This is a genomic window from Phyllobacterium ifriqiyense (genome assembly GCF_030817885.1).
GTDB lineage: Bacteria > Pseudomonadota > Alphaproteobacteria > Rhizobiales > Rhizobiaceae > Phyllobacterium > Phyllobacterium ifriqiyense.
On sequence record NZ_JAUSZT010000003.1, the window covers coordinates 2,952,925 to 2,977,622 of the forward strand.

A 24,698-nucleotide genomic window follows, 5' to 3' on the forward strand; every position below is an offset into this window, starting at 1 on the left:
AACTGGCACCCAACTAAAGGTGCCTCCTAATAATCGAGTTTTGAAGAAGGAGCTTGTCGAAGCGCTAGAAAGCGTAAAACAAAGTCAGACGATCCAAAATCCAATGCTTCTATTTACAGGCCCAACCCGCAGGGATCAACCCACGGCAGGATTTGTTTTTACGTGTAAAATTATGACCGGCTTATTTGCGAACAAACTCATGAAATTCGTCCGGTTGCCCTTCAATCTCTGTCGATACCACAAGGGCTAATTGGTTTTTGTCAAACAGATCAAACCATTCATCCCATTCCACAAGGCGGGGGCGTCCCAATTCGTCCGGACGGTCGGCGCCGCTATCGTCCTTGTCCGCGTACGCCTCTAGTCCGAATTTTATCATCAAAACCGGTTCGGTAATGCCGATAAGGGCAGCTGGGTCACGTATGGCAGGCACTCCTGAACGGGTACCGGCCCAATCGCGAATGGCTTGGTGGTCTGTAAGCAATGTGGTTTCAGTCATTTGTTTTCTCCTGTCCGAAACTTAACGTCGACATAACAATGAGGTTCCGTAGCTGATGCTGTTTCAGCTGGACGGAGTTATTGGAACACTCACCCTTTACAGGCATTATGATTTAACGCCGATGAGAGGATAAATTGATGAAAACCCTTGCTAAAATCGTGCTGGTCTTCGTTGTGCTTGCCGGACTTGGCGCTGCAGCCGTCTATGTCTATTCACAAGAATCAGCAACCATCGCGATTGAACAAGGCTATGGTCCCAACCCCACACTTCCTGCACCCAATCCCAAGCCCATACCAACTGTAAACGTTGCGAAAGCCAGCAAATGGCCGGAAGGCGTCACGCCAAAAGCCGCGCCAGGTTTGAAAGTCAATGCTTTTGCCAAAGACCTTGATCATCCACGCATGATTCATGTTCTGCCTAATGGCGATGTTCTCGTTGCCGAAAGCAATGCGCCCACGAAGGAAAATCAAGGTTTCAATATTCGAAACTGGCTGGAAGGCATGGTGATGGGTCAAGCTGGTGCAATGGTTAAAAGCGCAGACAGGATCACGCTGTTACGCGACGCCGACAATGACGGTGTTGCGGAGATACGCAAGACATTTCTGCAAGGTTTGCGTTCTCCCTTCGGTATGACACTTGCAGATGGGAAACTCTATATTGCGAACACCGACAGTATCGTCGCAGTGCCCTATCTGGATGGCGATACCGAATCTACAGCCCCACCGGAACAGATTGTTGATTTGCCCGCGGGCCCAATCAATCGCCATTGGACTAAAGATCTGATTGCGAGTGTCGATGGCAAGAAACTGTATGTAACAGTCGGATCCAACAGCAATATTGGTGAAAACGGCATGGATGCAGAGAAGAACCGGGCGGGCGTTCTCGAAATTGATCTAGCAACCGGCCAACAGCGTGTCTTTGCATCTGGACTGCGCAATCCCAACGGCATTTCCTGGAATCCTGACAGCGGCCAGCTTTGGGTCGCAGTCAATGAACGTGACGAAATCGGTAGCGATCTTGTCCCGGACTACATGACATCTGTCAAAGACGGTGGATTTTATGGCTGGCCCTACAGCTATTACGGTCAAAATGTTGACGTGAGAGTAAAGCTGCAAAACCCGGAATTGGTCGCGAAGGCTATCAAACCGGATTATGCGCTCGGCCCGCATACTGCTTCGCTCGGATTGACGTTCAATACGGGATCGCTCCTAGGGGCGGAATATCAAAATGGTGCATTTATCGGCCAACATGGATCGTGGAACCGCAAACCCAGAAGCGGCTACAAAGTGATTTATGTGCCGTTTGCCAATGGCAAACCCAATGGCCCGCCAAAGGATATTCTTACGGGATTCATAAACGGCAACGACGAAGCATTAGGTCGACCAGTTGGCGTAGCGATAGCCAGGAACGGTGCGCTCCTCGTCGCTGATGATGTGGGAAATACGATCTGGCGCGTCAGTCCTGAGTAGAAAGTGGAAACAACTCAGGCGATTTTTCCGTTTGTTTTGGGGCACCCGTTAGAGCTGCAATCCATCCCCTCACCTCGTTGGGGGAGTTGACCTTATATTGCGCATCACTTTGAAAAAGTGGCTGACCAACTCTGACGGAAAGACCGTTTGATCCGTTAACAAAACGGAACATGGCCTCATCCGTAAGATCATCACCAATAGCCAGCGGCTTTCTACCCTTAAAGGGAGCCATTGTCATAAAATCTGCTACTGCAGATCCTTTATCAGTACCCGACGGCAGCAGTTCCACAACCATTTTCCCGTTCTGGAGTTTCCATCCCTCGCCAAGTCTGGAATGAACCGTGGACATCGTGGCCTGCACCGCCCTTTCAGCCTCGGGAACCAAGCGATAGTGCATGGCGATAGCCAAGCCCTTGTCTTCAATAATGGTTTGCGGCCAACGCGCCGTCAGCTTTTCCAGCTCCTGGCGTGCTTGATCAAGCGCCAAGCGATTAATCAGCTTTCTACCGAGATTTCCTGACCCATCCCGAACTTCCGAGCCGTGCATCCCTGCAACAGGAAATTGAAAAGGGGCAAACATGGCGTCGACAGATTCAATCGAGCGCCCGGTTACCAGAGCCATGGCTCCATCCAGCTGCGTGAAAAGCGATATTAATTGTCCCGGCAATTCTTGCGGTATCTTTACGCCCGTGGGCGTGGAGGCAAGATCGATCAGTGTTCCGTCAACATCCAGAAACAAGGCCCAGTTATGGAGATCTTTTGGAAGTACTCCCGTTGAATCAGATTTCATCTATAAATTTCGCCGTGTTGGTGGAGCTAGGGTGGTGCTGTTTAAACTCCACGCGACACAAATGGTTCATTACTAATTCGAAAAAAATGGGAACCATCTGCGCCCGAGCGGATTGGGTTTATTCAACTCGAATGCAAGGGACTTAATCTATGGGACGGTTGGTTGTTGTTTCAAACCGAACGGCGAACCTCACTAAAAAATCACAGGCAGGGGGATTAACAGTCGGAATTGTCGATGCTTTGAAAAGCCAAGACGGCCTGTGGATGGGTTGGGATGGACGTATTTCGGAAGATATTTCAGCCCCAAAACAGGAAAAGTACGACAACGTAACAACGCTGACGACATCCCTTACCCCAGAAGAGCACGAGAAATATTATCTCGGATTTTCAAACAAGGTGCTTTGGCCAGCCTTTCACTATCGGCTGGATTTAATGGACTATCGCACCGAGTTTGCTGATTGCTACGCTTCAGTCAATGAGCGTTTTGCGGCCACGCTTGCCCCCCAGCTTAAGCAGGATGATGTGATCTGGGTTCATGATTATCACATGATCCCTATGGCAGCGAAACTGCGCCAGAAAGGTTGTGGCAATAAGATCGGCTTTTTCCTGCACATCCCCTTTCCTTCCATTGACGTATTTTCGGCCGTTCCAAGACATGAATGGCTGCGATCATGTCTACTCCAATATGATCTCATAGGGTTTCAAACGGTAAACGACGTTCAGAATTTTCATCGTTATCTTAAAGAACATTCCGACGCAGATATAATTTCGCCGGAATTAGTGCGGGTTGACGGTCGTACAATTCATATCGGGCATTTTCCAATCGGGATCGATGTGAAGCAATTTGCCCAGACATCCAGCAAACCGGATGACACGGTGGAACTCGAACGCATCCGCCGGAAAATGTTAAAACGGTTCCAGATCATATCTGCTGACCGTCTCGATTACTCCAAGGGCTTGCCACATCGCATAAAAGCATTTCGAAAGTTTCTTGACCTTTATCCTGAGTACCAGGGGCATGCTGAATACCTACAAATTGCGTCTCCTTCACGTGAAGACGTAACAGCTTACGGCGACATAAAATCAGAACTTGAACAACTCGCTGGCGCAGTCAACGGCAAGTTTGCCGATTTCAACTGGGCGCCGATCCAATATATCAACCGCAGCATTGCGCGCTCTAAACTTGCCCCACTGTTCAAATCAAGTTTGATAGGCTTGATTACGCCACTCCGCGATGGAATGAACCTTGTCGCGAAAGAATATGTCGCTGCGCAGGACGATGCAGATCCTGGGATTCTCATACTGTCCAAGTTTGCTGGAGCCGCCGAGGAGTTGAGCGAAGCTCTGATCGTAAATCCCTACGATATCAATGACGTGGCACAAGCTATTCAAAAAGCTGCGACTATGCCACTCGCCGAACGGCAATTGCGGCACCGCAAGCTTTTAAAACGCGTCACAGAGCATGATGCTCAATGGTGGCAGCGCGAATACCTTGATGCGCTTCTCGGCAAAACTGAACGACCTCAGCTCATACATCAGTTCACAAAACACTCGCCCATCCACCTGACAACTTAACTGAGCGTGATCAGGAGTAGTGAATCAGAATGCCAAAACGGAATGACGTACCGACATCAGCCTATCGCTTGCTTTTGAAGAATGGTGTTACTTTCAATCATTTGGCGTCGAGAGTGCCCTATCTGAAACGACTGGGGATAGACTGCGTCAGCGTTTCATCTGTTTTCGATACAAGCGATGCTGGAAACGGGCGTCGATCTTTTGACCCAACTACGCTGGATCGGAAATCGGGCGGCGAACAGGGCTTTGCAAGACTTATCCGCGCATTGGAAAACGCCGGTATCAGTCTTTTGATCGATATCAATCCTAATCAAATTCCTGCTTCTTACGAAAACCCGTGGTGGAGATCGCTGCTTGAGTGGGGTAAAGATGCCAAATACGCCAAGTATTTTGACGTCGACTGGAGCAGTCGACTAAGCCTGCCGGTGCTGGAGCGCCCGCTTGTTGAAGAACTCGATAATAGTGCGATCAGCTTGGTATTTGATACTGCGGCGAATATGCTGGGAATATCACACGCGCAAAATCTATATCCCTTGTCACCGCCATCTTATGCGACAGTCTTGCAAGGACTCGATAGCGAACTGGCCAACCAATTTCGTGAAGCAGCAGCCAAAGCTCAGCCATCCCATCCCGACCAGTTTCATGAAAACTTGCGGGTAATATACGGACGGAGCAGCGTTTCCAATCGTCTTGCTCTGGCTGATCACCTCAACAGGCTAACCGTTGACATCTCATCCTTAAAGAAAGTTCTGACAGAGCAGCATTGGATTTTAATGACCATCGCTGACGCCCGCAAACACTTAACTTACCGACACTCATACGACTCCCTTTATTCTGTGGGGGCAAATGTGGAGGACCCCGATGTTTTCAATGACTTTCATAAAACAGCATTGGAACTAATCAAGCTAAGTGCAGTAAGCGGATTTCGAGTGAATCAAATAGATGGTCTTGCAGATCCTGCTGGATATTTGAAACAATTGCGTCACGCCACCGGCAGCAATGCTTACATTGTCACCGACAAAATTTTTCTGAATGGAGAGGTGCAGTCAGAAGAGTGGGATGTGGATGGAACGGCCGGCTATGAGTTTATTGCCGTCGCATCAAATGTCCTGGTGAATCACGCACAGCTTCCAACTCTAGAACAAGCCCATGCGACAGTAGCGGGAGTTGAACGGTCTCGGGAGAACCATTACCGGGATGCGAAGCACGCCATTCTTCACAAGAAACTCGCGCCGGAATTGAACGCGTTGGCGCGTTTTCTTTTGCAGTTCTCGCCCGCGGACATTGATGAACTTGAAATAAGGCGCGCAATTTCCGAAACTATCACGGAACTACCAGTGTTTCGAACTTACCCGAGTGATCGACAGGATCACTACACAATGATTTTGCAAACCGCAGGGATAACAAGATCGACCCTGCCGCCAAAAATATATGACGAATTTGATACTCGCTACCAACAGCTATCGGCTGCAGTTATGGCTCAAGCGGTCGAAGAATCCTATCGTTATGACCGTGGCCCGATTTCGGTTGATGAAATTACGGTCTTCTCTGCCGATGCGAAACGACCGGTTGAGGCGTTTCACACACACATGGCCCAAAAGGCTGCAATGATGCCTTTGGGCATGAATGCCACCAGCTTTTCCTACGCTACTAAATTTGGTGAAGATGCCCGCATGCGTCTTTTGGCGCTCACAGAATCTCCGGCGAACTGGATACAATGCGTGTCGGACTGGCGAATACGCTTCGCTCAAAACGTCAAGATGATTGAGGGCGCCCTGGTTCCACATCCAGAAACAGAATGGCTGATTTATCAGACCATGGCTGCAATTTGGCCTCCCCAACTCCATCTCGATGATCAAAAGTCGCTCTTGGCTGTTCAAGATGAATTAACAGGCTTTGTAATCAGAGCTATCCGGGAAATGAGAAAGGACGCCTTTTGGACGGAGGTCAACCGCCCCTATGAAATGGCAGTTGCCGACTATATTGGCAGCGTCTTCCTCGATCGTACATTTCTGATGGAGTTCGCAGATAGAATGAGGCCGTATTGGGTTGCGGGAGCAGTCAACAGCCTTTCACAAACCGTCCTTAAAATGACAACGCCTGGCATGCCGGTCATACAAACTGGTTCTGAAACCTGGGATTTTTCGCTTTCTCAGACAGGTGCGCCTGACGATGCTGGCTTTGAAAAACTGAGTGCGCAACTAAACTATGCCGAGCAATCTCCGTTCACCAATTTATTGGCGGATTGGCATTCGGGCGCTTTGAAGCAACGTATTATCACAACTCACCTTCGACTAAGACAGCAATATCCGGAATTGTTTTTGCGGGGAGATTACATTCCTCTACAGATCAGCGGTATCTATTCAGACCACCTTTTGGCCTTCTTGCGCCGCAACGAATCCAGTTCATGTATTGTCGCGGTTCCCCGCTTGCCATTTGAGGCGGTCTCGAAATTTCAGGAGCCGTTCATGCCCATTCCCGCTTGGGGAGACACCACCATCCATGTGCCGGAAACGATATCATCGGCGGTGTTTCACAACGTCCTGACAGGTGAGACGATTTTGCCAGGCGACGCGCTGCTCGCTGCTGATGCGATGCGTGACTTTTCTACGGTAACGCTTATCGCCGATTAGGCCAACACGCCTATTTATTCCCTACAATAGATCGGGCCGATAAGTGGCAAACGGTGCTTGTTTTGCTGCGACGTTATTGGCACTGGGCGGTGCGGTTCATGCAGCGTATTAGGCTGTCTCGTCTTGGAAAAATCATGTCACGTTTTCTACCTGATACCTTCACCGTGCTGCTTGTCCTCACAGTGATCATTGCTTCTTTTGCTCCGGTCAGCGGAACGACCGCAGAATATTTCGGATACGCCACCAAGATTGCGATTGGTCTTTTATTTTTTCTCCACGGCGCGCGTCTTTCTCGCGATGTGGTCATTGCCGGCTTTCTTCATTGGAAGCTGCATTTGACCATTCTTGCGTCAACCTTTGTGCTGTTTCCTCTGCTTGGGTTGGGAATTGGCGCCTTGGTACCGGCTGTTCTTTCGCCGACCTTCTACGCAGGTGTCCTCTTCCTTTGCGTCCTGCCATCTACGGTTCAGTCGTCGATTGCGTTTACTTCAATTGCCGGCGGCAATGTACCGGCAGCAATTTGCGCGGCAACAGCATCAAATATCTTCGGCATGTTTTTAACACCGGTTCTCGCGGGCATACTATTATCAGCCCAAGGTCATGCAGACTTTTCGCTGGAAGCACTCCGGTCGATACTTCTTCAACTGCTGGCACCATTCATTCTGGGGCAGATACTTCAGCCGTGGATTGGTAACTTCCTTCGCAGCAAGAAAACAATTTTGATGCCGATTGATCGAGGATCAATCCTGATGGTCGTTTATCTTGCTTTCAGCGAATCTGTTACTGAAGGCCTGTGGCGGACGATCTCGATCAGTGATCTCGTCATGCTCATCGCCATAGATATCATTTTGCTGGCGATTGTGCTCACCGCCACGATGTTTGGCAGCCGGTGGGCCGGTTTCTCGCGAGAAGATGAAATCGCGATTACCTTTTGCGGCTCCAAGAAAAGTTTGGCGAGCGGCGTTCCCATCGCAACGATAGTTTTTGCAGGGCAGAGCATAGGCAGCATCATGCTGCCATTGATGCTATTCCACCAGATTCAATTGATGGCCTGCGCCGTCATCGCCCAACGCTACGCCAACAAACTGGTCAAAGCGTCTAACGCTATTTGAGTTGACGAGCTGCCACTGCCTCCATCAGCTTTGCGGCAAGAAGTTCGTATTTCTCATCATAGTGATGATCACCCGGAAGCTCGATTTTTTCCACGGCACTTAGCGACGGATCGGTACATGCCGTGTCGTCTTCCTCTGATCCATAGACGCAAAGCACCTTGGCAGTCGGTACTTTAGTGATTGCTGGCGCAACCTCATTGTCGCCGCCCAATCCCAGCCAAGCGCCAACAGAGACCTGAAAAGGAGTCGTCTTTTCCGTACCGATTAACCCGACAAGGCTGATACGGTCTTGAAGCTCTTTGGGAAGATAGGGCCACGCAAAAGGCACCGTATTGGCTCCGAAGGAATATCCCAGCAATAATACAGGTAATTTCCCGCTAGGATCAGCCTTGGCAACCATTCTTTGTATGTCTTTCGCAATGCCTTCCGGCTTGCGAAGCGACCAATAGTAACGCAGTGAATCGATGCCAACCACATGGGTGGACTCTTTTGAAATTATATCGCCAACCGATTTGTCGATATCTCGCCATCCGCCGTCACCGGAAAAGAATAGAGCCACATATTTTGCCGGGCCATTGGCGGAAGGAATATCGATCACTGGTAGTGCTTCCGCGGAAGCATCTTCTTTCGCTATATCCACGGCAGCATCCGCCGCCAACTCCAGCCGTTCTGCTATCGACGAGCCTATTTTTTCCTGCGCTAAAAAGAAGCCGGCGCTAGGCGGCCCTTTCGGCTCAGTGTCAGATTTCTCGCGTATTATTGTCGCCGGATTTGGTAGGTCTGCATCGTAAGAATAACTGAAGCCCTGCCCTGCAACTGCTTCATAATCTGCGCCTTCACAAGACGGCAGCTTCGTATTGAGGGCAGGCGATGGATCAACAATTACTGCGCCGGCAATTGTTGCCGCAGGCGTATCTGCAACCGACGCATAGGCCAATACACCACCCTCACCTATCCCAACAATCACGGGATGCATGTAAACATCAACAGCGATCATTCTCTGCGCCTCCTTGGCAATTCCCTCAAAGTCCGACACGAAATAGGTGCAATCGCCCGTATCCTCGTTGAGCACCTTGCGCCATTTTTCCAGATCAACCGTAAGAACAAGAAAACCTCGATCGAGAAGTAGCTGCGCCAACTTCGTATCACCAGCGGCAAGACCACCCCTCTGCGAAACAAGAATCGCCAGTGCCTTTGGTTTGCCCGAAGGTTGTAGAAGCGGCACGTCAGTAAGACGTTCCGATGAAACCAGCACAGGTCTGCCCGATGAGCGGAAACCCAGTTGTGGTGCAAAGTGCAATCCGGCAACCAAAACAATACTGACAGCCAGAAGAGCCGCGACGATCAATGTGTAGCGGTTGCGTAAAAACTTCATCGTTTGAAAACCTCGAAGGGGCTTCCGCTCACAAGATTGGTCGCATCAATAAGCGAGCGGGGTGTTGCAAGCCCCGGGGGGCAGATTAGGTAGTATGGAGTCCATTTTGGACCGAATTTATCCTTGAAAGCGCGAAGTCCATCAAATCGGTAAAACTCAGCTCCGCGCCGGTAAATGAATGAACCAATGCGATTCCAACGTGATGCGAGATGGCTATCGGAAAGTCCCGAAAGCGGCGCTGCACCGAGGTTAAACCAACGGTATCCCTCATTTTTGGCGGCAACCAGCAGGTTCGCAAACAACCCATCCATAACGACACTTGAAGCATCGGGTAAATGTCGCATGAGATCCACAGCGACTTCCCCTTGCCCTGCACCGCGCCAAAGGTTTGCGAAAGCAACAATTGCTCCTTCTTTTCGCAAGATTGCGATGTCAAAATGGGCAAGATAGGCATTTTCAAACGAACCCAGCGAGAATCTTTTCTCCGATCCGGACTTCATGGCCAGCCAGGCATCCGAAATCGCACGCAACTCCTGCATGACTTCACTAGTTCGCTCTCGTGGGAGTATTTCAAAAGTCACTCCCTCTTTCTCCAAACGCCGCGCCGCATAACGCAGCGGTTGGCGCTTCGATCCCTCAAGCGAAAATTCGGTGAGATCAACCCGTGCAACCTCACCGAGCTTTAACGCAGTTAATCCCATATCAAGAAATAGTGGCAAGCGCTCTGGTCCGACGCCGTAGAATACCGTTCTGGTTCCCGTCCGATCAGCCAGCCCGCGAAAAGCCCAAGCAAGATCAGAGACAGTTTTATCATCAGTACCAACTGGTTCACCCATGGAAACCAAGCTTCCGCCTGAACGGGCATACATGACAAAACCATGCCCGGCATCATCCATCAAAAAGCGCTTGTCACCGAGCAAAGCCAATGCATCTGATGCACGTGCCGATTGAGCAACCAATGCGGGCACTTCATCTGGTATCGGCTGGGCACGTAGCTTGATACGCCCTACCCCATTTATGATCGTGTTAATTGTTATGGCAGCAAGACAAGTTAAAACCAGAACCAGAGCGCGCAGAAACCGCGATGCCTGAGCATCCCATGCAAATTCCCACCAAAGCTCATTGGCATATTCAACATGGCGATAGGCAAAGAATCCCAACCAGATGATAGCAAAGGCTGTCGTTCCAACGCTGGCCAGCCATCCCCACGACAAGGCAAAACTCTCGCCAAGTGGCTTACGATAGAAGGATTCACGAAAGAGCAGCAGAATACCCGCCATCAATGTGAGCAGCAGCGCCTCTTCCCATGCAAGACCTTTGATCAAAGCGAATACAGCACCCGCGCTGAACAGTCCGAGCGCAACAAGCCAAGCGCGCCAAAGGCGACGCGCCAATCCTCTTGCCACGATCAGAAGAGCTAGCCCAACAAAGCTCGCACCCAAGTGCGACATTTCGAGAAAGGGCATCGGAACAATACCCGACAGCGCTTCTAGCCGATAATGCGTGCCGGGAATCACCGTCGAAATTAGAAGCACAATCCCGCCTAGAAAGGCTATTCCTGCCGACAACGGAGGGATGAGCGGCTCAAACATCCTCACGGCAGTCTGGGTTGATGCAGTGAGCACGTGCCGTTTCCGCAGGATTTCAGACAAGGCAAAGCCGACAACGGCAATCAAAAAGGGAAAGAGGGTGTAGATGGCGCGGTAAGCCACCAGTGCAGCAATTGCATCGGGATTTTGCCCAAGCCCGAGACCAGCGATGATGGTGGCCTCAAAAGCACCAATTCCACCCGGCGCATGGCTCACAATGCCGAGTGCTACGGCGACGACATAGACGAGAGCAAAGGCAGGAATACTGCTAACCGATCCGGCAGGAAGCAGGACGTAAAGCGTTGCCGCAGCAGCAGCGACGTCAACCAAACCGGAAATGATCTGCAGCAGCGCTCCCTGCGTCGAAGGGAGCTTGACTGACATTTTGCCCAACCGCAGAGTCCGCTCACGTCTAGAAAGCCAATACAGTAGCAACGCTACGCAAGCGAGTACCCCAGCCCCGATAATTTGGTCCACAATGGGTCCGAACGAAACAACCCATGGAATTCGCGAAGGATCAATAACAAGTGCAACAGCAATAAGAATGATGAATGCAAACCATATGGCCATCCAGGATGTACCAATGATCCGGCCGATATCGGCTGTATCTATCCCCTCGGCAGCATAGATTCTGTAGCGTAATGCGCCACCTGTGAGCAGAGAGAAACCAAGTGCATTGGAGATAGCGTAACCAGCACCTCCAGCCATCGCGGAAATTCGGTAAGGTATTCGTCCCGGAGCAATTGTCTCAACAGCAACGACATCATAAATGGCAACGGCTGCGAAGCTCAAAATAGTGAAGGCAAAAGCCAGAAAAACCAGATTTCTCGGTATTTCGCGTAGCGATTGGCGAACGTCATGAAGATAGATATCGCTCGATAAATGACTGAGGACGAGCAAGCTTATCCCGGCGACGGCGATACCGAGAAATGCAAACAGAGCAGACCGGGCTTTAACGCTCCAGGGGTTACTGGATTCCGTTCGTGCTTCTATTTTGCGGATTTGCTTTTCACTATCAACAATTGGCGTCATTGCAGGTACCGGCTTAAAAACGGTTTCTAAATACTGCCAAGTTCACCATGAAATTGGGGTAGCGTCACTAGCAATCCAATAATGGCGGGATTGCGCCAAAATTTAAAAAAACGATGCGCTGAAACGGATGGCGCTCAACATCTTCTAGGCGGGGCTCTGTTTTACGCCGCATCAAGTATGAGGCGCCGATAACTTCCAGGAGCCTTTACCCTACCAACGGCGGCTGAAGGCGGCGTCAATTTCATCGCCTCGGTTACCGCGCTCGCCACAGAATTGCTGTTTTGGAGCCAAAAGGAATAACGGAGGCCAGATTGGCGGATGCGCTCTGCTAGGTCAACTGCGGCGCGCCAGCGAGCTGCGACCGAACTATAACTGCCTTCTAAAAGAAGTGACGTTATCGACGTTGGCCGCAAATAGAACTCTGGAAAGTATCGCAGATCACGATGAGCATAATCGGTAACGACGGCCGTCAAAGGCCCTCGAATGGCGCAATAATTAAAACTGCCATCTGAATTGGAGGCACCACCATTTATCTCGAAAATCGGCCTGCCGGTTTCATCGCACATCACAACAAAATTATGGCTGGCTATCCCGGCAAAACGTGGGATGGGATATGAGCCAAACAGTATTTGGTAGTTCATCAAGCGCCAACTTTCGAGCCAATTCGGGTGTCGTCACTTATTAGATAAAGCATTTATTTTCAAAGACAACACACGAATTTTCAATCAAATCCCCCTGCGAATTTAGTTAGCCGGCAAATACTTCACTCCAGGTCGATTTTAAACGCTTTTCTACAACCCTTACTGGCATTTCGACCGAAAAAAATATTTCCAAACAGCCTGCTTGTTTGCAGCAAAAACAATCATCTTTGTTGGCAAAATTTAGATTGCATCAAACAACGCCCACTTCAATTTCCGAAACCCCGTCCACGCCACCGACCATTTTATCCCCGCGTTGTATTGCTCCAACGCCAGCCGGCGTTCCTGTGAAGATGAGATCTCCGGCTTTAAGGCTGAACAATGTCGAGAGATAAGCAACAGTTTCGGGCACTTTCCAAATCATCTGACTGAGATCACCACGTTGACGTTCAACCCCATTTACGTTGAGCCATATCGCGCCTTTTTCGGGGTGGCCGATTACTGAAGCTGGTACAATCGGTGAACATGGTGCAGATGATTCGAACGCTTTACCGACCTCCCACGGACGACCGAGTTTTTTCGCTTCTCCTTGCAAGTCACGACGCGTCATATCCAGCCCAACAGCATAGCCGAATACGTGATCAAGGGCTGCATCATTGGCAATGTCGATCCCATCCTTCCCGATAGCAATCACGAGTTCCATTTCGAAATGAACATCGCTCGTCGCCGGTGGATAAGGAAAATCCTGGCCCTGTCTTACGAGCGAGTCTGGATTCTTCTGAAAGAAAAATGGTGGTTCACGATTCGGATCATGACCCATTTCGATTGCATGGTCGGCATAATTGCGCCCAACGCAATATATTCGATGTACAGGGAAAAGTTTGTCCGTGCCGGAAATCTCCAGTCCTGGTTGTGGGACAGGTTCAAAAATATACTCATCGTGCATGATTGTTTTCACCGCTTATTGATCGCTGGACTCTTTCTGGACTAGATCATCCCTACTACATGCTATCAAGACCAGAAAACGTTCATCAAGCCAATGCCACACGTCGCAGCGGGGACTTGCGTCTTTCATGCATCTGAAATTTGATCCGGCGTATCCAGCAGAAGTTGCCCAAGCTGACGACGACATTCTGCTCGAACAGGTCCAGCACGCAAGCTTCGCCTATTTTTGGCACGGCGCACACCCGAAGAGCGGCTTGGCGCGGGACAGATCTGGCCGAACGGCTGATCCAGCCAATGACCTCGTAGCGATTGGCGGATCGGGTTTTGCATTTATGGCGATTCTGGTTGCTGTGGAGCGCGACTGGATTTCGCACCGGCAAGCCCGCGAGCGCGTTAATATCATGCTGTCTGCATTGGAACACACACAAAGATATCGAGGTGTTTTTCCCCATTTCATCAATGGCAACGATGGCTCTACCGTTCCCTTTTCAAGACTGGATGATGGAAGCGACCTTGTTGAGACTTCATTTCTCATTCAAGGGCTGGTTTGTGTAAGGCAATATTTCAACTCTGCCAGCGCCGAAGATCTGGCGATACGAGAGCGTATTAATCGCATCTGGAGAGATGTGCAGTGGAACAGCCACGTAAAACCAGGTCGTAACGTTTTATACTGGCATCATAGTCCGAAATATCGCTTCGCCCGGAATGTGCCAATTCAGGGATGGAACGAAGCACTGGTCACCTATGTTCTGGCAGCCTGCTCTGAAGAATACGGCATTCAATCCGATACTTATCATGATGGATTTGCACGCAACGGAGTATTTCTCAACGGACGTGACTACTATGGTGTAAAATTACCTCTAGGAGCCGATTATGGCGGCCCTCTATTCTTTGCACATTATTCATTTTGTGGATTGGATCCGCGAGGACTGTCCGATCAATATGCGGATTATTGGGAGCAAAATCAAAATCACAGTCGGATCAACTATCTGCATAGTGTCCATAACCCACATGATTATAAGGGTTATGGCGCCAATTGCTGGGGGCTGACATCGAGCCACGGACCAAAAGGGTATCTAGCCAGTTCACCGGCATCCGATTTCGGGGTGATCGCACCGACGGCTGCTTTAAGCAGCATGCCCTACACACCCAGAGAATCCATGCAGGCACTTCGCCATTTTCTCAGCTTGCCAAAGGGCAAGATGACAGGTCGGTTCGGGTTCGTTGACGCATTCTCGCCTGCTACTGAATGGTATGCACGGACTTATCTTGCAATCGATCAGGGGCCCATTATCGCCATGATAGAAAATCATCGGAGCGGCCTGCTTTGGAAGCTGTTCATGAGCGCTCCGGAGATAAAGCACGCATTGCTGAAACTTGGTTTTCAAAGCCCGCACATGGAAAATCCGGGGAACCAAATCACCGCTGAGCCATTGCGTCAGTTCATATAACCAACCAGTTTTCAATTAAGTTCAATTCAATCCAGGGGCCGGTAATGAAAGTTCACGCCGTTTTCAACCGCGATGGCGGCACATTCCGCACGATGGACATGGATCTGTTTACACAGACCGCAAAGGACATTTTCGAAAAGCACGGGCACAGTTTTCAAAGCGAAGTCGTTGCGGGGAAGGATGTTGTAAAAGCCTTGAAACGTGTGGCAACTGAGGCTGGTGCACATGTACTCATGGCTGGCGGCGGCGATGGCACAATTTCCGCGGCGGCCGACATCGCCTGGAAGGCAAAAGTGCCACTTGCAGTGCTGCCTGCCGGCACGATGAACCTGTTCGCACGGGCATTAAAAATTCCATTGGAGCTCAATGCCGCTCTCGAAAGTCTTGCGAGCGGGCAGATCGAAGCAGTGGATATCTCTACTGCCAACGATGAAAGCTTCGTGCACCAGATATCCATCGGTTTTCAACCGCAGATGATCAAATTTCGCAATACGCTCACATATCACTCCCGTTGGGGTAAGCGATTGGCGAGTTTTCGCGCTTTTCTCAAAGCGATGGCCAAACCACCACGCTTTTCCGTTAGAATGACCATCGACGGATTTCCCACCGAAAGAACGGTATCGGCGATTTCAGTATCCAATAATCCATACGGTCAGACCATGCTGCCCGTTCCAGATGACGTAAATAAGGGTGAGCTGGGAGTCTATATCGCGGGCAGCCTCACGTCTGGGACACTTATGAAGCTGACTTTGTCGGTTATTACGGGCTCGTGGCGCCGGAATGCAGATGTCGAGGAGGTATTGGCGAAAGAAGTACAACTTCACTTCCCGCACAAGAGAAGAAGCGCCAAGGCAACGATCGATGGAGAACTGATAGCGTTGCCCAAAGACGTGGAAATTAAGATACATGCACGCCAGCTGAAAGTGCTGGTCCCGCTAAGACCAGATCAGGAACAAGACAGGGCGACTGAAGGCGCCCCGCCTCTCTGAAATGATGCTGAGTTAGCTCTTCTTCTTTGACTTTTGCACAGGTGCTGCCTGGGCCGCAGTTTTCTTCGCAGCTGCGGCTTCTTCAGCAGCAACCTGATCTGCACTTTTCGGCATGGTATCGACTATCGAACGCACCTTGCCCTTATCGGTAACGGTACACATGGCATCGCGAATATCCGCCCTCAGGCGCACCTGATTTACGCCGCCGCCAATTGGTTCAGCATCCACAGCAGTTATATGATTTTCCGTTAGAAAATATTTCGACGCCGCAGCAGATATGCATGGATCAGCCAGCGCTGCATCAACAGGTGGCCGAACAGGGGCAAAGGTCGGCATGATTGTAGGCCGCATATTCGGTTCGCTCGTCGTGGAACACGCTGCCAAAGGGATAAGAATCGCCAATGGGGCAATCCGGCATAGGATGTTGTTGGGCAGGCGCATTGCTCTCTCCGCAAAAGTCGTCTCGAAGGGTGTTGTATAAGGCGGAAACTATTCGCTTTTTAACAATTGTCGAGTGGCACAACTGCCACAATGGGACTTTATTGCAACATTCATTCAGGAGGGAATGGATAGCATCCAATTCAACACCAGTCGCCAATCGGTCATGCGAATAGGTGTCCCGTGATTACCACTCTCAAATCTGTGAAATTTCACCGGATACGCGGACCCCTGCGCCCGAATTTTCCGATAGAATGCCTCTTGATTGCTGATCGAAAACACAGGATCACGACTCCCGTGGCCGAAAAATACGGGAAGTCGGCGTTTAAAAGCCGCAGAACTAAAAAACTCGTCGTCCCATAACGAACCGAGCAAGATCAAACCAGATATGTTTTTGGAAGCCGCAGTGTCGTTTGTCAAACGCCAACACAACTGCCCTCCCATCGAACCGCAGGCGACGATCAGCTTCGCTCTGGGTGATTGAGCTTTAAAATAGCTGATGAGACTTGAAATTTCGTTCGCGCCCTTTTCCCCGAAATCGCTAAAATCCGGAGAAAGATACAGCCCGTCATTCTCGTTCAGCAGGTTCTTGAGGCGATTGAAATTACCCCCAAAAGTGTAGTCGTTCATCCCTTGTTGACGGTTGCCGCCCTGACCATGGAGATAGATCACTATAAATGAGGCACCGCCGGTAGCTTTGCCAACCGTCATAACCTTCATCGCACCGGCATCTGTGGTAACCGTCAGATCCTTCTGCGTACGTTTGGGCTGCATTGACAGATAGGTCTGCTTGACACGCCGCTCCGGGATTTGGTCGCGCCCGTTAATATCGCGCATTTCATTGTAATTGATGACGACATAATCGCCGTTGTCACCTGTTTTCAAAATTTCCGGATAGGCAAATAAACTATCCTTATATGGAGCGATTTGAGCTGCTGACGCTGGGCCGCAAAAAAATATAATGATCAATGCCGCCAAAAAACCGAGCTTGTTCAATTTCCATCCTTGCCTAGATTGTCGCGAGCGCGAAACGCCTTGATTACACCCCCGATGATCGCAACTGCAATCTCCTGCGGGCCAACAGCACCGATATCCAGACCGATCGGGGCATTGATCAGGCTTGTATGATCGTCATTAAATCCCAGCGATTTCAATCGTTCAATGCGTTTTGCATGAGTGGTGCGGCTACCAAGGGCTCCGATATAAAAACACCCGGCTTTCAGGGCCATTTCCAATGCCGGATCATCAATCTTTGGATCATGTGATAAAACCGCCATGGCGCAATAGCTATCAAGAGGGCGTTCGAGCAGCACGTCATGCGGCCAGTCGGCATAGACCGCCACATCTGGAAAGCGCTCTGGTGTCGCGAATGCGGATCGGGGGTCGATGATCTCCATCTCGTAACCAGCGGCCTTTGCCATTGGAGCAAGTGCTTCGCTGATATGAACGGCACCTATGACAACGAGGCGCGGTGACGGCAGATAGACGTTCAGAAAAAAAGAGCTGCCGTCGATCTCGATAACGCCAGATTGCCCTGTCAAAAATGCTTTCCTGATGGCCTCGCCCAATTTACCAGCTACAGGGTCCGTTTCTTTTACTACCCGATCGCGCCCATCTGTGAGGTCAGTCAAGAGAATTGCGGCGCGACGTTCAAGCCGCTCTTTATTGAGTTTCTTCAGGCAAAAGGGATCCATAGTTAGCCCAGGCGCTCAACGTAAACTTTGATCCGTCCACCACACGACAGTCCCACTTTCCAAGCGGTTTCATCGGCAACTCCAAATTCAAGCATAGCCGGTTTACCGTGGCGGATCACATCGGCAGCTTCTGCGATCACGGCAGCTTCAACGCATCCTCCGGACACGGAACCTTCAAAATTCCCCGAGTTATCAATAACCAACTGACTTCCTGCCTGGCGCGGTGACGATCCCCATGTCTCTATGACCGTGGCTATTGCAACATCCCGGCCTTCCAGCATCCAGCGTTCGGCAATGATTAGCGGATCTGGCGGTTGTTGTAGAACCACGGCCTATTCTCCAACGCGATGATAGCCACGGTTGAGGTAGACTAGCGAGTTTTCATAATCGCCCATATTGATAGCGGTCACTTTGCCATAAATGACGTAGTGGGTGGCGACTTCATGGGTATCGATAATCCGACAATCGAAACTTGCAAGCGCATCTACCAATACGGGGGCGCCAGTTTGCGCCGTATGCCAGTTTCCAAGTGCGAATCTGTCAGCCTGTGAGAGATCACCCTTGCCTGAAAACGCTTCCGACAGCGCTTGCTGCCTATAAGACAGCGTATTCAAGGCGAAGACCTGATTTTCGATAAAGAGATGATTGAACTCATGCTTGCGGTTTAGGCAAACGAGCATGGTCGCAGGGTCGTCAGATACCGAACAGACAGCCGATATTGTTACGCCGCGACGCCCGGCTGGGCCATCAGTGGTCAGGATATGGACGGCTTCAGCAAAATGGCTCATCGCATTGCGAAACGCGAGGGGCTCTATCTTCTGGTCTTTGGCGATAAACACAGTACTTTTTCCATTTGTCCTCGCATCACTACCGCAAGATGTATCATTTATATAGGGTCGGATTGCACTAAGTGAAGGAAACAGTTACCGAAAACAGGCTATTGGTTACAGATACGAGGAAACGGCAATTTTTCGATGACTTTACTGATCCGCGCGACAACCTTCGCCCTTGGCTTGGTTTTCTGCACTACCGCGTATGCCGAAGACAAAATTGGTGTTGTCGCGCCAATCTCGGGCACGTTTTCGCGCTTGGGCAATCAGTTGGTGGACGGCGCTGCAATAGCAATCGCATCAGACAAAAGCGGGCAAGGGGCATCAATAGTAACCGCTGACGACACTTGTACGGCAACGGGCGGCGCTGAGGCTGCGAAACAACTGCTTCAATCGGATGTGCTGATTGTCGTGGGATTTCTATGTACAGAAGCGCTTGAGGCCGCTTTGCCCATTCTTGGTCAAAAAGGTATCGCAATCATCACGCCAGCTATACGTTCGCAAACGCTGACGGAGCTACGAACCGACCAACGTTATCCTGTTTTTAGGCTTGCTCCTTCAAACCGGAATGAAGTGAACGAAACCAGCGCCATACTTTCTGACCGTTGGCGTTCCACGCCCTTTGCCATAATTGATGACGGAACAATCTTCGGGCGTGAGCTAACCTCCGGTATTCGTGCGCGGCTTGAAGAGAAAGGCCTAAAGCCGGTATTTTCAGATACGTACAGGCCGGGCCTCGACAATCAGAATGCCCTCGTCGGACGCCTCAAACGCGCTGGTGCCACTCAGGTGTTCGTTGGTGGGGAACGTGATGATGTCGCAGCAATTGGTCGTAGCGCCGCGATATTGGATTACCCCTTGACGATTATCGGAAGTGAGGCGCTAAACGCCTTAGGCCATGAAAATGACCTTGCAGTGGGTACGCTCATGATCGCGCCCCGTGCACCGCAAACATTGGAGAGCGCTCGCGCCGCCAAGAACGCCATTGAGCTCGCAGGCAAGGTTCCAGAGGGCTATACGATCGCTGCCTATGCCGCCGGAGAAGTTGCTTTGGACGTGCTGCAAGCCGCAAAGTCCCAGGCGGGTTCAATTAACGAGCTGCTCCGCAAAACTACTTTTGAAACAGCGCTCGGACCTGTGCAGTTCGATGCTGCGGGCGAACGTATTGCCGACACTTATCGCTTGCAAAAATACGATGGAAAACAATTTGTTCCGGAGACCAATTAATGGCACTGCGGGCCGGAGCTCTCAATCTCATTACCGATGTTGGCGGCCTTAAGGTTGGCAATGCTTCAAGCGAACATGTGAAGTCCGGCTGCACCGTCATACTTTGCGACACACCGGCAACAGCAGCAGTCCAAATACTTGGCGGAGCGCCTGGCACGCGTGAAACGGATTTGCTGGAGCCGCATAATACGGTTGAAGCTATTAACGCACTTGTTTTGTCTGGCGGCTCGGCTTTCGGACTTGATGCCGCATCGGGTGTTCAAGCGGCGTTGCGCGAAATGGAAGTGGGTTTTGAAGTCGGCACTCAAAGGATACCCATTGTTCCTGGAGCAATCCTTTTCGATATGCTCAATGGCGGCGACAAGAATTGGGGCCGGTATCCACCTTATCGCGAAATGGGATATGACGCCGTGCATTCTGCTTCGAGGGACTTTGCTCTTGGCACGATGGGCGCCGGAACAGGAGCAACAGTTGCCGGGCTGAAAGGTGGTTTGGGCTCAGCATCGGCTGCACTGGACAACGGAACAACCATCGGTGCTCTTGTTGCCGTCAATGCGCTAGGCATGGTTACCGTCGGAAATACACGGCATTTCTGGGCTTCTCCATTTGAAATTGCCGAGGAATTCGGAGGCCTTGGCCTGCCCTATCCTCTCCCCGGCGAAGCCGCTGATATCCGTACGAAATTCAGTGATGCAGAACACAACGCCAACACAACAATCGGCGTCATTGCCACAGACCTCATACTTACCAAAGCTCAGGCCAAGCGTTTGGCTATAGCCGCTCATGATGGTTTTTCCCGCGCGATATGGCCATCCCATACACCGTTCGATGGCGATCTTATCTTCGCTCTTGCTACAGGAACAGCGGGCAGAGCGCCGGAAATCGGGGAGTTCATTGAACTTTGTGCAACCGCTGCCTCCACAATGGCGAGGGCTGTGGCACGCGGTGTCTATGCCGCCACCCCGGCCGATAATGATCCCCACCCTGTCTGGCGTTCTCTGAGCTAAGCTTGTGCGGTAAAGCTGCACATGATAGATCCGCGCCAACCATTTCCCTATCCGGAGACTACCATGAGCCGTCCGCTCGTTATCGCCCCGTCCATTCTGGCATCGGATTTTTCCAAGCTTGGCTCAGAGATAACCTCCGTGCTGAACGCTGGTGCAGACTGGATACATATTGATGTCATGGACGGACATTTCGTGCCCAATATCACCTTCGGCCCGGATGTTGTGAAAGCGATCCGGCCTCTGACCGATGCGGTGTTCGACACGCATTTGATGATCGCCCCATGCGACCCATATATTGAAGCCTTTGCCAAGGCGGGTTCAGATATCATTACGGTTCACGCGGAAGCAGGACCACATTTGCATCGTTCCTTACAAGCCATTCGCACCTTTGGGAAAAAAGCTGGCGTTGCGATCAACCCCGCTACGCCCGAATCCGCAATCGAATATGTTCTCGATAATGTTGATCTAATCCTGGTGATGACTGTCAATCCGGGCTTTGGCGGGCAGAAATTTATCGCTGAAATGCAGGATAAATTGAGGAAAATCAAAACGATGATAGGCGGCCGGCCTATCGATATCGAAGTCGATGGCGGTATTACGGCAGAAACAGCGCCATTGGCGGTCGCCGCCGGAGCCAATGCGCTTGTTGCAGGTTCAGCAGTTTATAAAGGCGGGACAGAAGCGCATTATAAAGCTAATATCGACCTGATACGGAGCTCGATTAAAAAGGGATCGTAATGCAATACCGCCAATTATCGAGATTGAGTCTGTTGGCCGTAATGGTTACGATGCCAAACCTGGCTCAGGCTGGCGATGCAGCAAAGCTTGATATTATTGGTTTTTCCAAAGATGGCGGCATTTTCGCCTTTGAAGAATATGGCATACAGGATGGCTCGGGCTTTCCATATACAAACCGGTTCTATATCGACACAGCCACTGACAAATTTCTTGCAAAAACGCCGGTACGTATAAGGCTGGACGACGAGAATTCGTCCGTCGAAAAGGCTCGCAGCAAGGCGGAACAGGACGGTCAAAATCTGACATCTTTGCCTGATACCGAGCTACGCAAAAACGCTGGTCATACGGTTGCATTCAATCCTGTAACAGAGCTTTTTTCCGATCCATTCAAGGTGATCGTCAACCCAAGACCGGTCTTTCCGGCACTCGATACCAGCCTGACAATTACACTTCAGGAGATCCCTGCCCCCGCCAGTGAAACATGCAATAAAATGGGTGAAATCAAAGGGTTCCGGCTTACGCTTGCTGAGGATAAGCCTGACGCCAAGCCCGAATTATTACATGAAGACCAAGCTATTCCCACCAGTCGCGGTTGCCCTCTCGGCTATAGTATCGGCGCCGTCCAGACCTTTTATCCAGACAATGGCAAGCCCGTTGTCGCTGTCATGATTTCGGTTCGCGACGTTGGTTTTGAGGGCCCTGACTACAGATGGCTGGCGGTGACGAAACAGCGATAATCCACACCAACCGATGCCAGCCGCAAACTGGCATTGAGTGATGCGCCCCGGTCTGATAGACCGCACAGAAATCCAAGACACACCCGCCGACAGGAAAACATATGATCCCGCGCTATTCGCGGCCCGAGATGGTCGCAATCTGGTCTCCCGAGACAAAATTCCGTATCTGGTTTGAAATCGAGGCACACGCCTGCGACGCACTTGCCGAGCTGGGCGTGATCCCGAAAGAAGCTGCAAAAACGATCTGGGAAAAAGGCGGCGCGGCGACATTCGACATTGATCGCATCGATGAAATCGAGCGCGAGACAAAGCACGATGTCATTGCTTTCCTTACACATTTGTCCGAAATCGTCGGACCGGATGCGCGTTTCGTGCACCAAGGAATGACCTCATCTGACGTTCTCGACACCTGCTTCAATGTGCAACTCATGCGTGCCAGCGATATCCTTCTGGATGACCTGGATCGGCTATTGGCAGCCTTGAAAGTTCGCGCTTTCGAGCACAAGGATACAGTCACGATCGGTCGCAGCCACGGCATTCACGCCGAACCGACAACCTTCGGCGTAAAGCTGGCTCAGGCTTATGCGGAATTCGAAAGATGCCGCAACAGACTGGTGGCTGCCCGTGGGGAGATTGCAACCTGCGCCATTTCCGGCGCTGTCGGAACTTTCGCCAATATCGACCCACGCGTCGAAGAACACGTGGCTAAAGCATTGGGAATGCAGGCAGAACCAGTTTCCACGCAGGTTATTCCGCGCGACCGTCACGCCATGTATTTTGCAACCTTGGGTGTAATTGCTTCTTCGGTTGAGCGTTTGTCGGTCGAAATACGCCATTTGCAACGCACGGAAGTATTGGAAGCGGAAGAGTATTTTTCACCCGGACAAAAAGGCTCTTCGGCCATGCCGCACAAGCGGAACCCGGTTCTAACCGAGAACATGACCGGCCTCGCCCGCATGGTTCGCGCCTTCGCACTTCCTGCAATGGAAAATGTGGCGCTTTGGCACGAACGCGATATTTCACACTCATCGGTTGAGCGCATGATCGGTCCGGATGCGACAATCACCCTGGATTTCGCCTTGGCCCGCATGGTTGGCGTGATCGAAAAGCTGCTGGTCTATCCAGATAACATGTTGAAAAACATGAATAAATTCCGTGGCCTGATTCATTCTCAGCGCGTATTGCTTGCGCTGACGCAGGCCGGCGTTTCGCGTGAAGACTCCTATCGCCTCGTCCAACGCAATGCGATGAAAGTGTGGGAACACGGCGCAGATTTCCTTGAAGAACTGCTGGCCGATGCTGATGTTCGAGCTTCTCTTCCGGAGGAAGTCATTCGCGAGAAGTTTGACCTCGGCTATCATACGAAACATGTCGATACGATTTTTAACCGGGTGTTTGGCTCAACCAACAACAACTAAATTGAAGCTTCCGATTGAAAAAATGCAGCAAAATTTGCCCATTCTTCAGCAAGATTTCAGAAATCTCGCGCAATATCCCGGAAGAATTTCAATTTGACTGGTGGAAAAAGGCCTTTTGGCTAGCAAAAACGGCATAAATACTGAAAATAACAAAAAAGAGGAATTGAACGATCGTTCAATTCCTCTTTTTCATTCAAGCCAAGAATTGGACAAGACGAGCGCTCAACCATCATGGCCTTCAATCCCAAAAGGACCGTTCAACTTCGCGGCGAGCTTCGCGTTTTGAAATGCCGATATCCCGAAGTTGATCATCAGTCAGTTCACTGAGATGAATGCGGGTTCTCCGCTTCATCATAGCCAAGCTGAACCAGTTGAGCGCTGCCGAAACCCGATGGAATAGGCTATGGCGCGGCTCAACGAACTCGTTTGTCTTGCAACAGGCATCAATTGTGTCAATTGTACTCATTTTTATCACCTTTCAAGTCGAAATTGACTCGAACATTGTTCGATACTCTA

23 protein-coding genes are annotated in these 24,698 nt (G+C 50.7%); 11 read left to right on the forward strand and 12 right to left on the reverse strand.

Translation table 11 applies throughout. The features are described 5' to 3' along the window. Positions 1 to 181: 181 nt before the first annotated feature. Positions 182 to 496, reverse strand: coding sequence for a hypothetical protein (locus QFZ34_RS22045; protein ID WP_307285580.1), 315 nt, complete (start codon positions 494 to 496; stop codon positions 182 to 184). Between the two features lie 137 nt (positions 497 to 633). Here QFZ34_RS22045 and QFZ34_RS22050 point away from each other — a divergent pair, with 137 nt between their 5' ends. Beyond that, complete coding sequence (locus QFZ34_RS22050; RefSeq protein ID WP_307285583.1) at positions 634 to 1,965, forward strand: PQQ-dependent sugar dehydrogenase; 1,332 nt, start codon at positions 634 to 636, stop codon at positions 1,963 to 1,965. On the opposite strand, the gene otsB is transcribed toward QFZ34_RS22050, so the two are convergent. Next, positions 1,952 to 2,755 (reverse strand): trehalose-phosphatase, encoded by an 804-nt coding sequence (gene otsB, locus QFZ34_RS22055; protein WP_307285586.1) that lies wholly within the window; start codon positions 2,753 to 2,755, stop codon positions 1,952 to 1,954. The two genes, QFZ34_RS22050 and otsB, sit on opposite strands and share 14 nt — an antisense overlap. A gap of 149 nt (positions 2,756 to 2,904) precedes the next feature. On the opposite strand from otsB, the gene QFZ34_RS22060 reads away from it, so the two are divergent. From QFZ34_RS22060 to QFZ34_RS22070, 3 genes are all read left to right on the forward strand, one after another. After that, positions 2,905 to 4,329: an alpha,alpha-trehalose-phosphate synthase (UDP-forming) gene (locus tag QFZ34_RS22060; RefSeq protein WP_307285589.1), complete on the forward strand. Its 1,425-nt coding sequence runs from the start codon at positions 2,905 to 2,907 to the stop codon at positions 4,327 to 4,329. Between the two features lie 29 nt (positions 4,330 to 4,358). After that, complete coding sequence (gene treY, locus QFZ34_RS22065; protein ID WP_307285591.1) at positions 4,359 to 6,962, forward strand: malto-oligosyltrehalose synthase; 2,604 nt, start codon at positions 4,359 to 4,361, stop codon at positions 6,960 to 6,962. Positions 6,963 to 7,096: 134 nt separating this feature from the next. Further along, positions 7,097 to 8,074, forward strand: a complete 978-nt coding sequence (locus tag QFZ34_RS22070; protein ID WP_307285593.1) for a bile acid:sodium symporter family protein — start codon at positions 7,097 to 7,099, stop codon at positions 8,072 to 8,074. On the opposite strand, the gene QFZ34_RS22075 is transcribed toward QFZ34_RS22070, so the two are convergent. The 4 genes from QFZ34_RS22075 to QFZ34_RS22090 form a co-directional block, all read right to left on the reverse strand. Next, on the reverse strand, positions 8,067 to 9,449 hold the full coding sequence (locus QFZ34_RS22075; protein ID WP_307285596.1) for a virulence factor family protein: 1,383 nt from the start codon (positions 9,447 to 9,449) through the stop codon (positions 8,067 to 8,069). The two genes, QFZ34_RS22070 and QFZ34_RS22075, sit on opposite strands and share 8 nt — an antisense overlap. Continuing rightward, positions 9,446 to 12,040, reverse strand: coding sequence for a bifunctional lysylphosphatidylglycerol flippase/synthetase MprF (gene mprF / locus QFZ34_RS22080; RefSeq protein ID WP_370878869.1), 2,595 nt, complete (start codon positions 12,038 to 12,040; stop codon positions 9,446 to 9,448). Before mprF ends, QFZ34_RS22075 begins: the two co-directional genes overlap by 4 nt. A gap of 191 nt (positions 12,041 to 12,231) precedes the next feature. Beyond that, positions 12,232 to 12,711, reverse strand: coding sequence for a hypothetical protein (locus QFZ34_RS22085; protein WP_115052791.1), 480 nt, complete (start codon positions 12,709 to 12,711; stop codon positions 12,232 to 12,234). Positions 12,712 to 12,961: 250 nt separating this feature from the next. Next, on the reverse strand, positions 12,962 to 13,654 hold the full coding sequence (locus tag QFZ34_RS22090) for a fumarylacetoacetate hydrolase family protein (RefSeq protein ID WP_115052790.1): 693 nt from the start codon (positions 13,652 to 13,654) through the stop codon (positions 12,962 to 12,964). 400 nt (positions 13,655 to 14,054) lie between these two features. On the opposite strand from QFZ34_RS22090, the gene QFZ34_RS22095 reads away from it, so the two are divergent. Together QFZ34_RS22095 and QFZ34_RS22100 are read left to right on the forward strand one after the other, a co-directional pair. After that, positions 14,055 to 15,104, forward strand: coding sequence for a glucoamylase family protein (locus tag QFZ34_RS22095; RefSeq protein ID WP_307285602.1), 1,050 nt, complete (start codon positions 14,055 to 14,057; stop codon positions 15,102 to 15,104). Between the two features lie 44 nt (positions 15,105 to 15,148). Further along, positions 15,149 to 16,093, forward strand: coding sequence for a diacylglycerol/lipid kinase family protein (locus QFZ34_RS22100; RefSeq protein ID WP_307285604.1), 945 nt, complete (start codon positions 15,149 to 15,151; stop codon positions 16,091 to 16,093). Positions 16,094 to 16,105: 12 nt separating this feature from the next. Here QFZ34_RS22100 and QFZ34_RS22105 read toward each other — a convergent pair whose 3' ends face one another. The 5 genes from QFZ34_RS22105 to QFZ34_RS22125 all read right to left on the reverse strand — a co-directional run bounded on the left by QFZ34_RS22105 (position 16,106) and on the right by QFZ34_RS22125 (position 19,013). Further along, the gene (locus QFZ34_RS22105) at positions 16,106 to 16,534 is read right to left on the reverse strand and encodes a hypothetical protein (RefSeq protein ID WP_307285607.1); all 429 of its coding nucleotides are present in this window, start codon (positions 16,532 to 16,534) and stop codon (positions 16,106 to 16,108) included. Positions 16,535 to 16,648: 114 nt separating this feature from the next. Then, positions 16,649 to 17,527 (reverse strand): alpha/beta hydrolase, encoded by an 879-nt coding sequence (locus QFZ34_RS22110; RefSeq protein ID WP_370878829.1) that lies wholly within the window; start codon positions 17,525 to 17,527, stop codon positions 16,649 to 16,651. Continuing rightward, positions 17,524 to 18,225, reverse strand: coding sequence for an XdhC family protein (locus QFZ34_RS22115; RefSeq protein WP_307285610.1), 702 nt, complete (start codon positions 18,223 to 18,225; stop codon positions 17,524 to 17,526). The genes QFZ34_RS22110 and QFZ34_RS22115 overlap by 4 nt, the downstream gene beginning before the upstream one ends. 2 nt (positions 18,226 to 18,227) lie before the next feature. Continuing rightward, the gene (locus QFZ34_RS22120; protein WP_115053277.1) at positions 18,228 to 18,506 is read right to left on the reverse strand and encodes an XdhC family protein; all 279 of its coding nucleotides are present in this window, start codon (positions 18,504 to 18,506) and stop codon (positions 18,228 to 18,230) included. A gap of 51 nt (positions 18,507 to 18,557) precedes the next feature. Beyond that, positions 18,558 to 19,013 (reverse strand): flavin reductase, encoded by a 456-nt coding sequence (locus QFZ34_RS22125; protein WP_307286584.1) that lies wholly within the window; start codon positions 19,011 to 19,013, stop codon positions 18,558 to 18,560. Between the two features lie 186 nt (positions 19,014 to 19,199). On the opposite strand from QFZ34_RS22125, the gene QFZ34_RS22130 reads away from it, so the two are divergent. The 5 genes from QFZ34_RS22130 (at position 19,200) to purB (ending at position 24,182) form a co-directional block, all read left to right on the forward strand. Then, positions 19,200 to 20,282 (forward strand): branched-chain amino acid ABC transporter substrate-binding protein, encoded by a 1,083-nt coding sequence (locus QFZ34_RS22130; protein ID WP_307285613.1) that lies wholly within the window; start codon positions 19,200 to 19,202, stop codon positions 20,280 to 20,282. Then, a complete protein-coding gene (locus tag QFZ34_RS22135; RefSeq protein WP_307285618.1) occupies positions 20,282 to 21,289 on the forward strand; it encodes a P1 family peptidase in 1,008 nt (335 codons plus the stop codon). The genes QFZ34_RS22130 and QFZ34_RS22135 overlap by 1 nt, the downstream gene beginning before the upstream one ends. Before the next feature lie 63 nt (positions 21,290 to 21,352). Beyond that, on the forward strand, positions 21,353 to 22,027 hold the full coding sequence (rpe, locus tag QFZ34_RS22140) for a ribulose-phosphate 3-epimerase (RefSeq protein ID WP_307285621.1): 675 nt from the start codon (positions 21,353 to 21,355) through the stop codon (positions 22,025 to 22,027). Positions 22,028 to 22,068: 41 nt separating this feature from the next. Further along, positions 22,069 to 22,764: a DUF2259 domain-containing protein gene (locus QFZ34_RS22145; protein WP_307286587.1), complete on the forward strand. Its 696-nt coding sequence runs from the start codon at positions 22,069 to 22,071 to the stop codon at positions 22,762 to 22,764. Positions 22,765 to 22,865: 101 nt separating this feature from the next. Further along, complete coding sequence (purB, locus tag QFZ34_RS22150) at positions 22,866 to 24,182, forward strand: adenylosuccinate lyase (protein ID WP_307285626.1); 1,317 nt, start codon at positions 22,866 to 22,868, stop codon at positions 24,180 to 24,182. Positions 24,183 to 24,420: 238 nt separating this feature from the next. On the opposite strand, the gene QFZ34_RS22155 is transcribed toward purB, so the two are convergent. After that, entirely contained in the window at positions 24,421 to 24,648 is a 228-nt protein-coding gene (locus tag QFZ34_RS22155) for a DUF1127 domain-containing protein (protein WP_307285629.1), read from the reverse strand. Positions 24,649 to 24,698 lie beyond the last annotated feature (50 nt).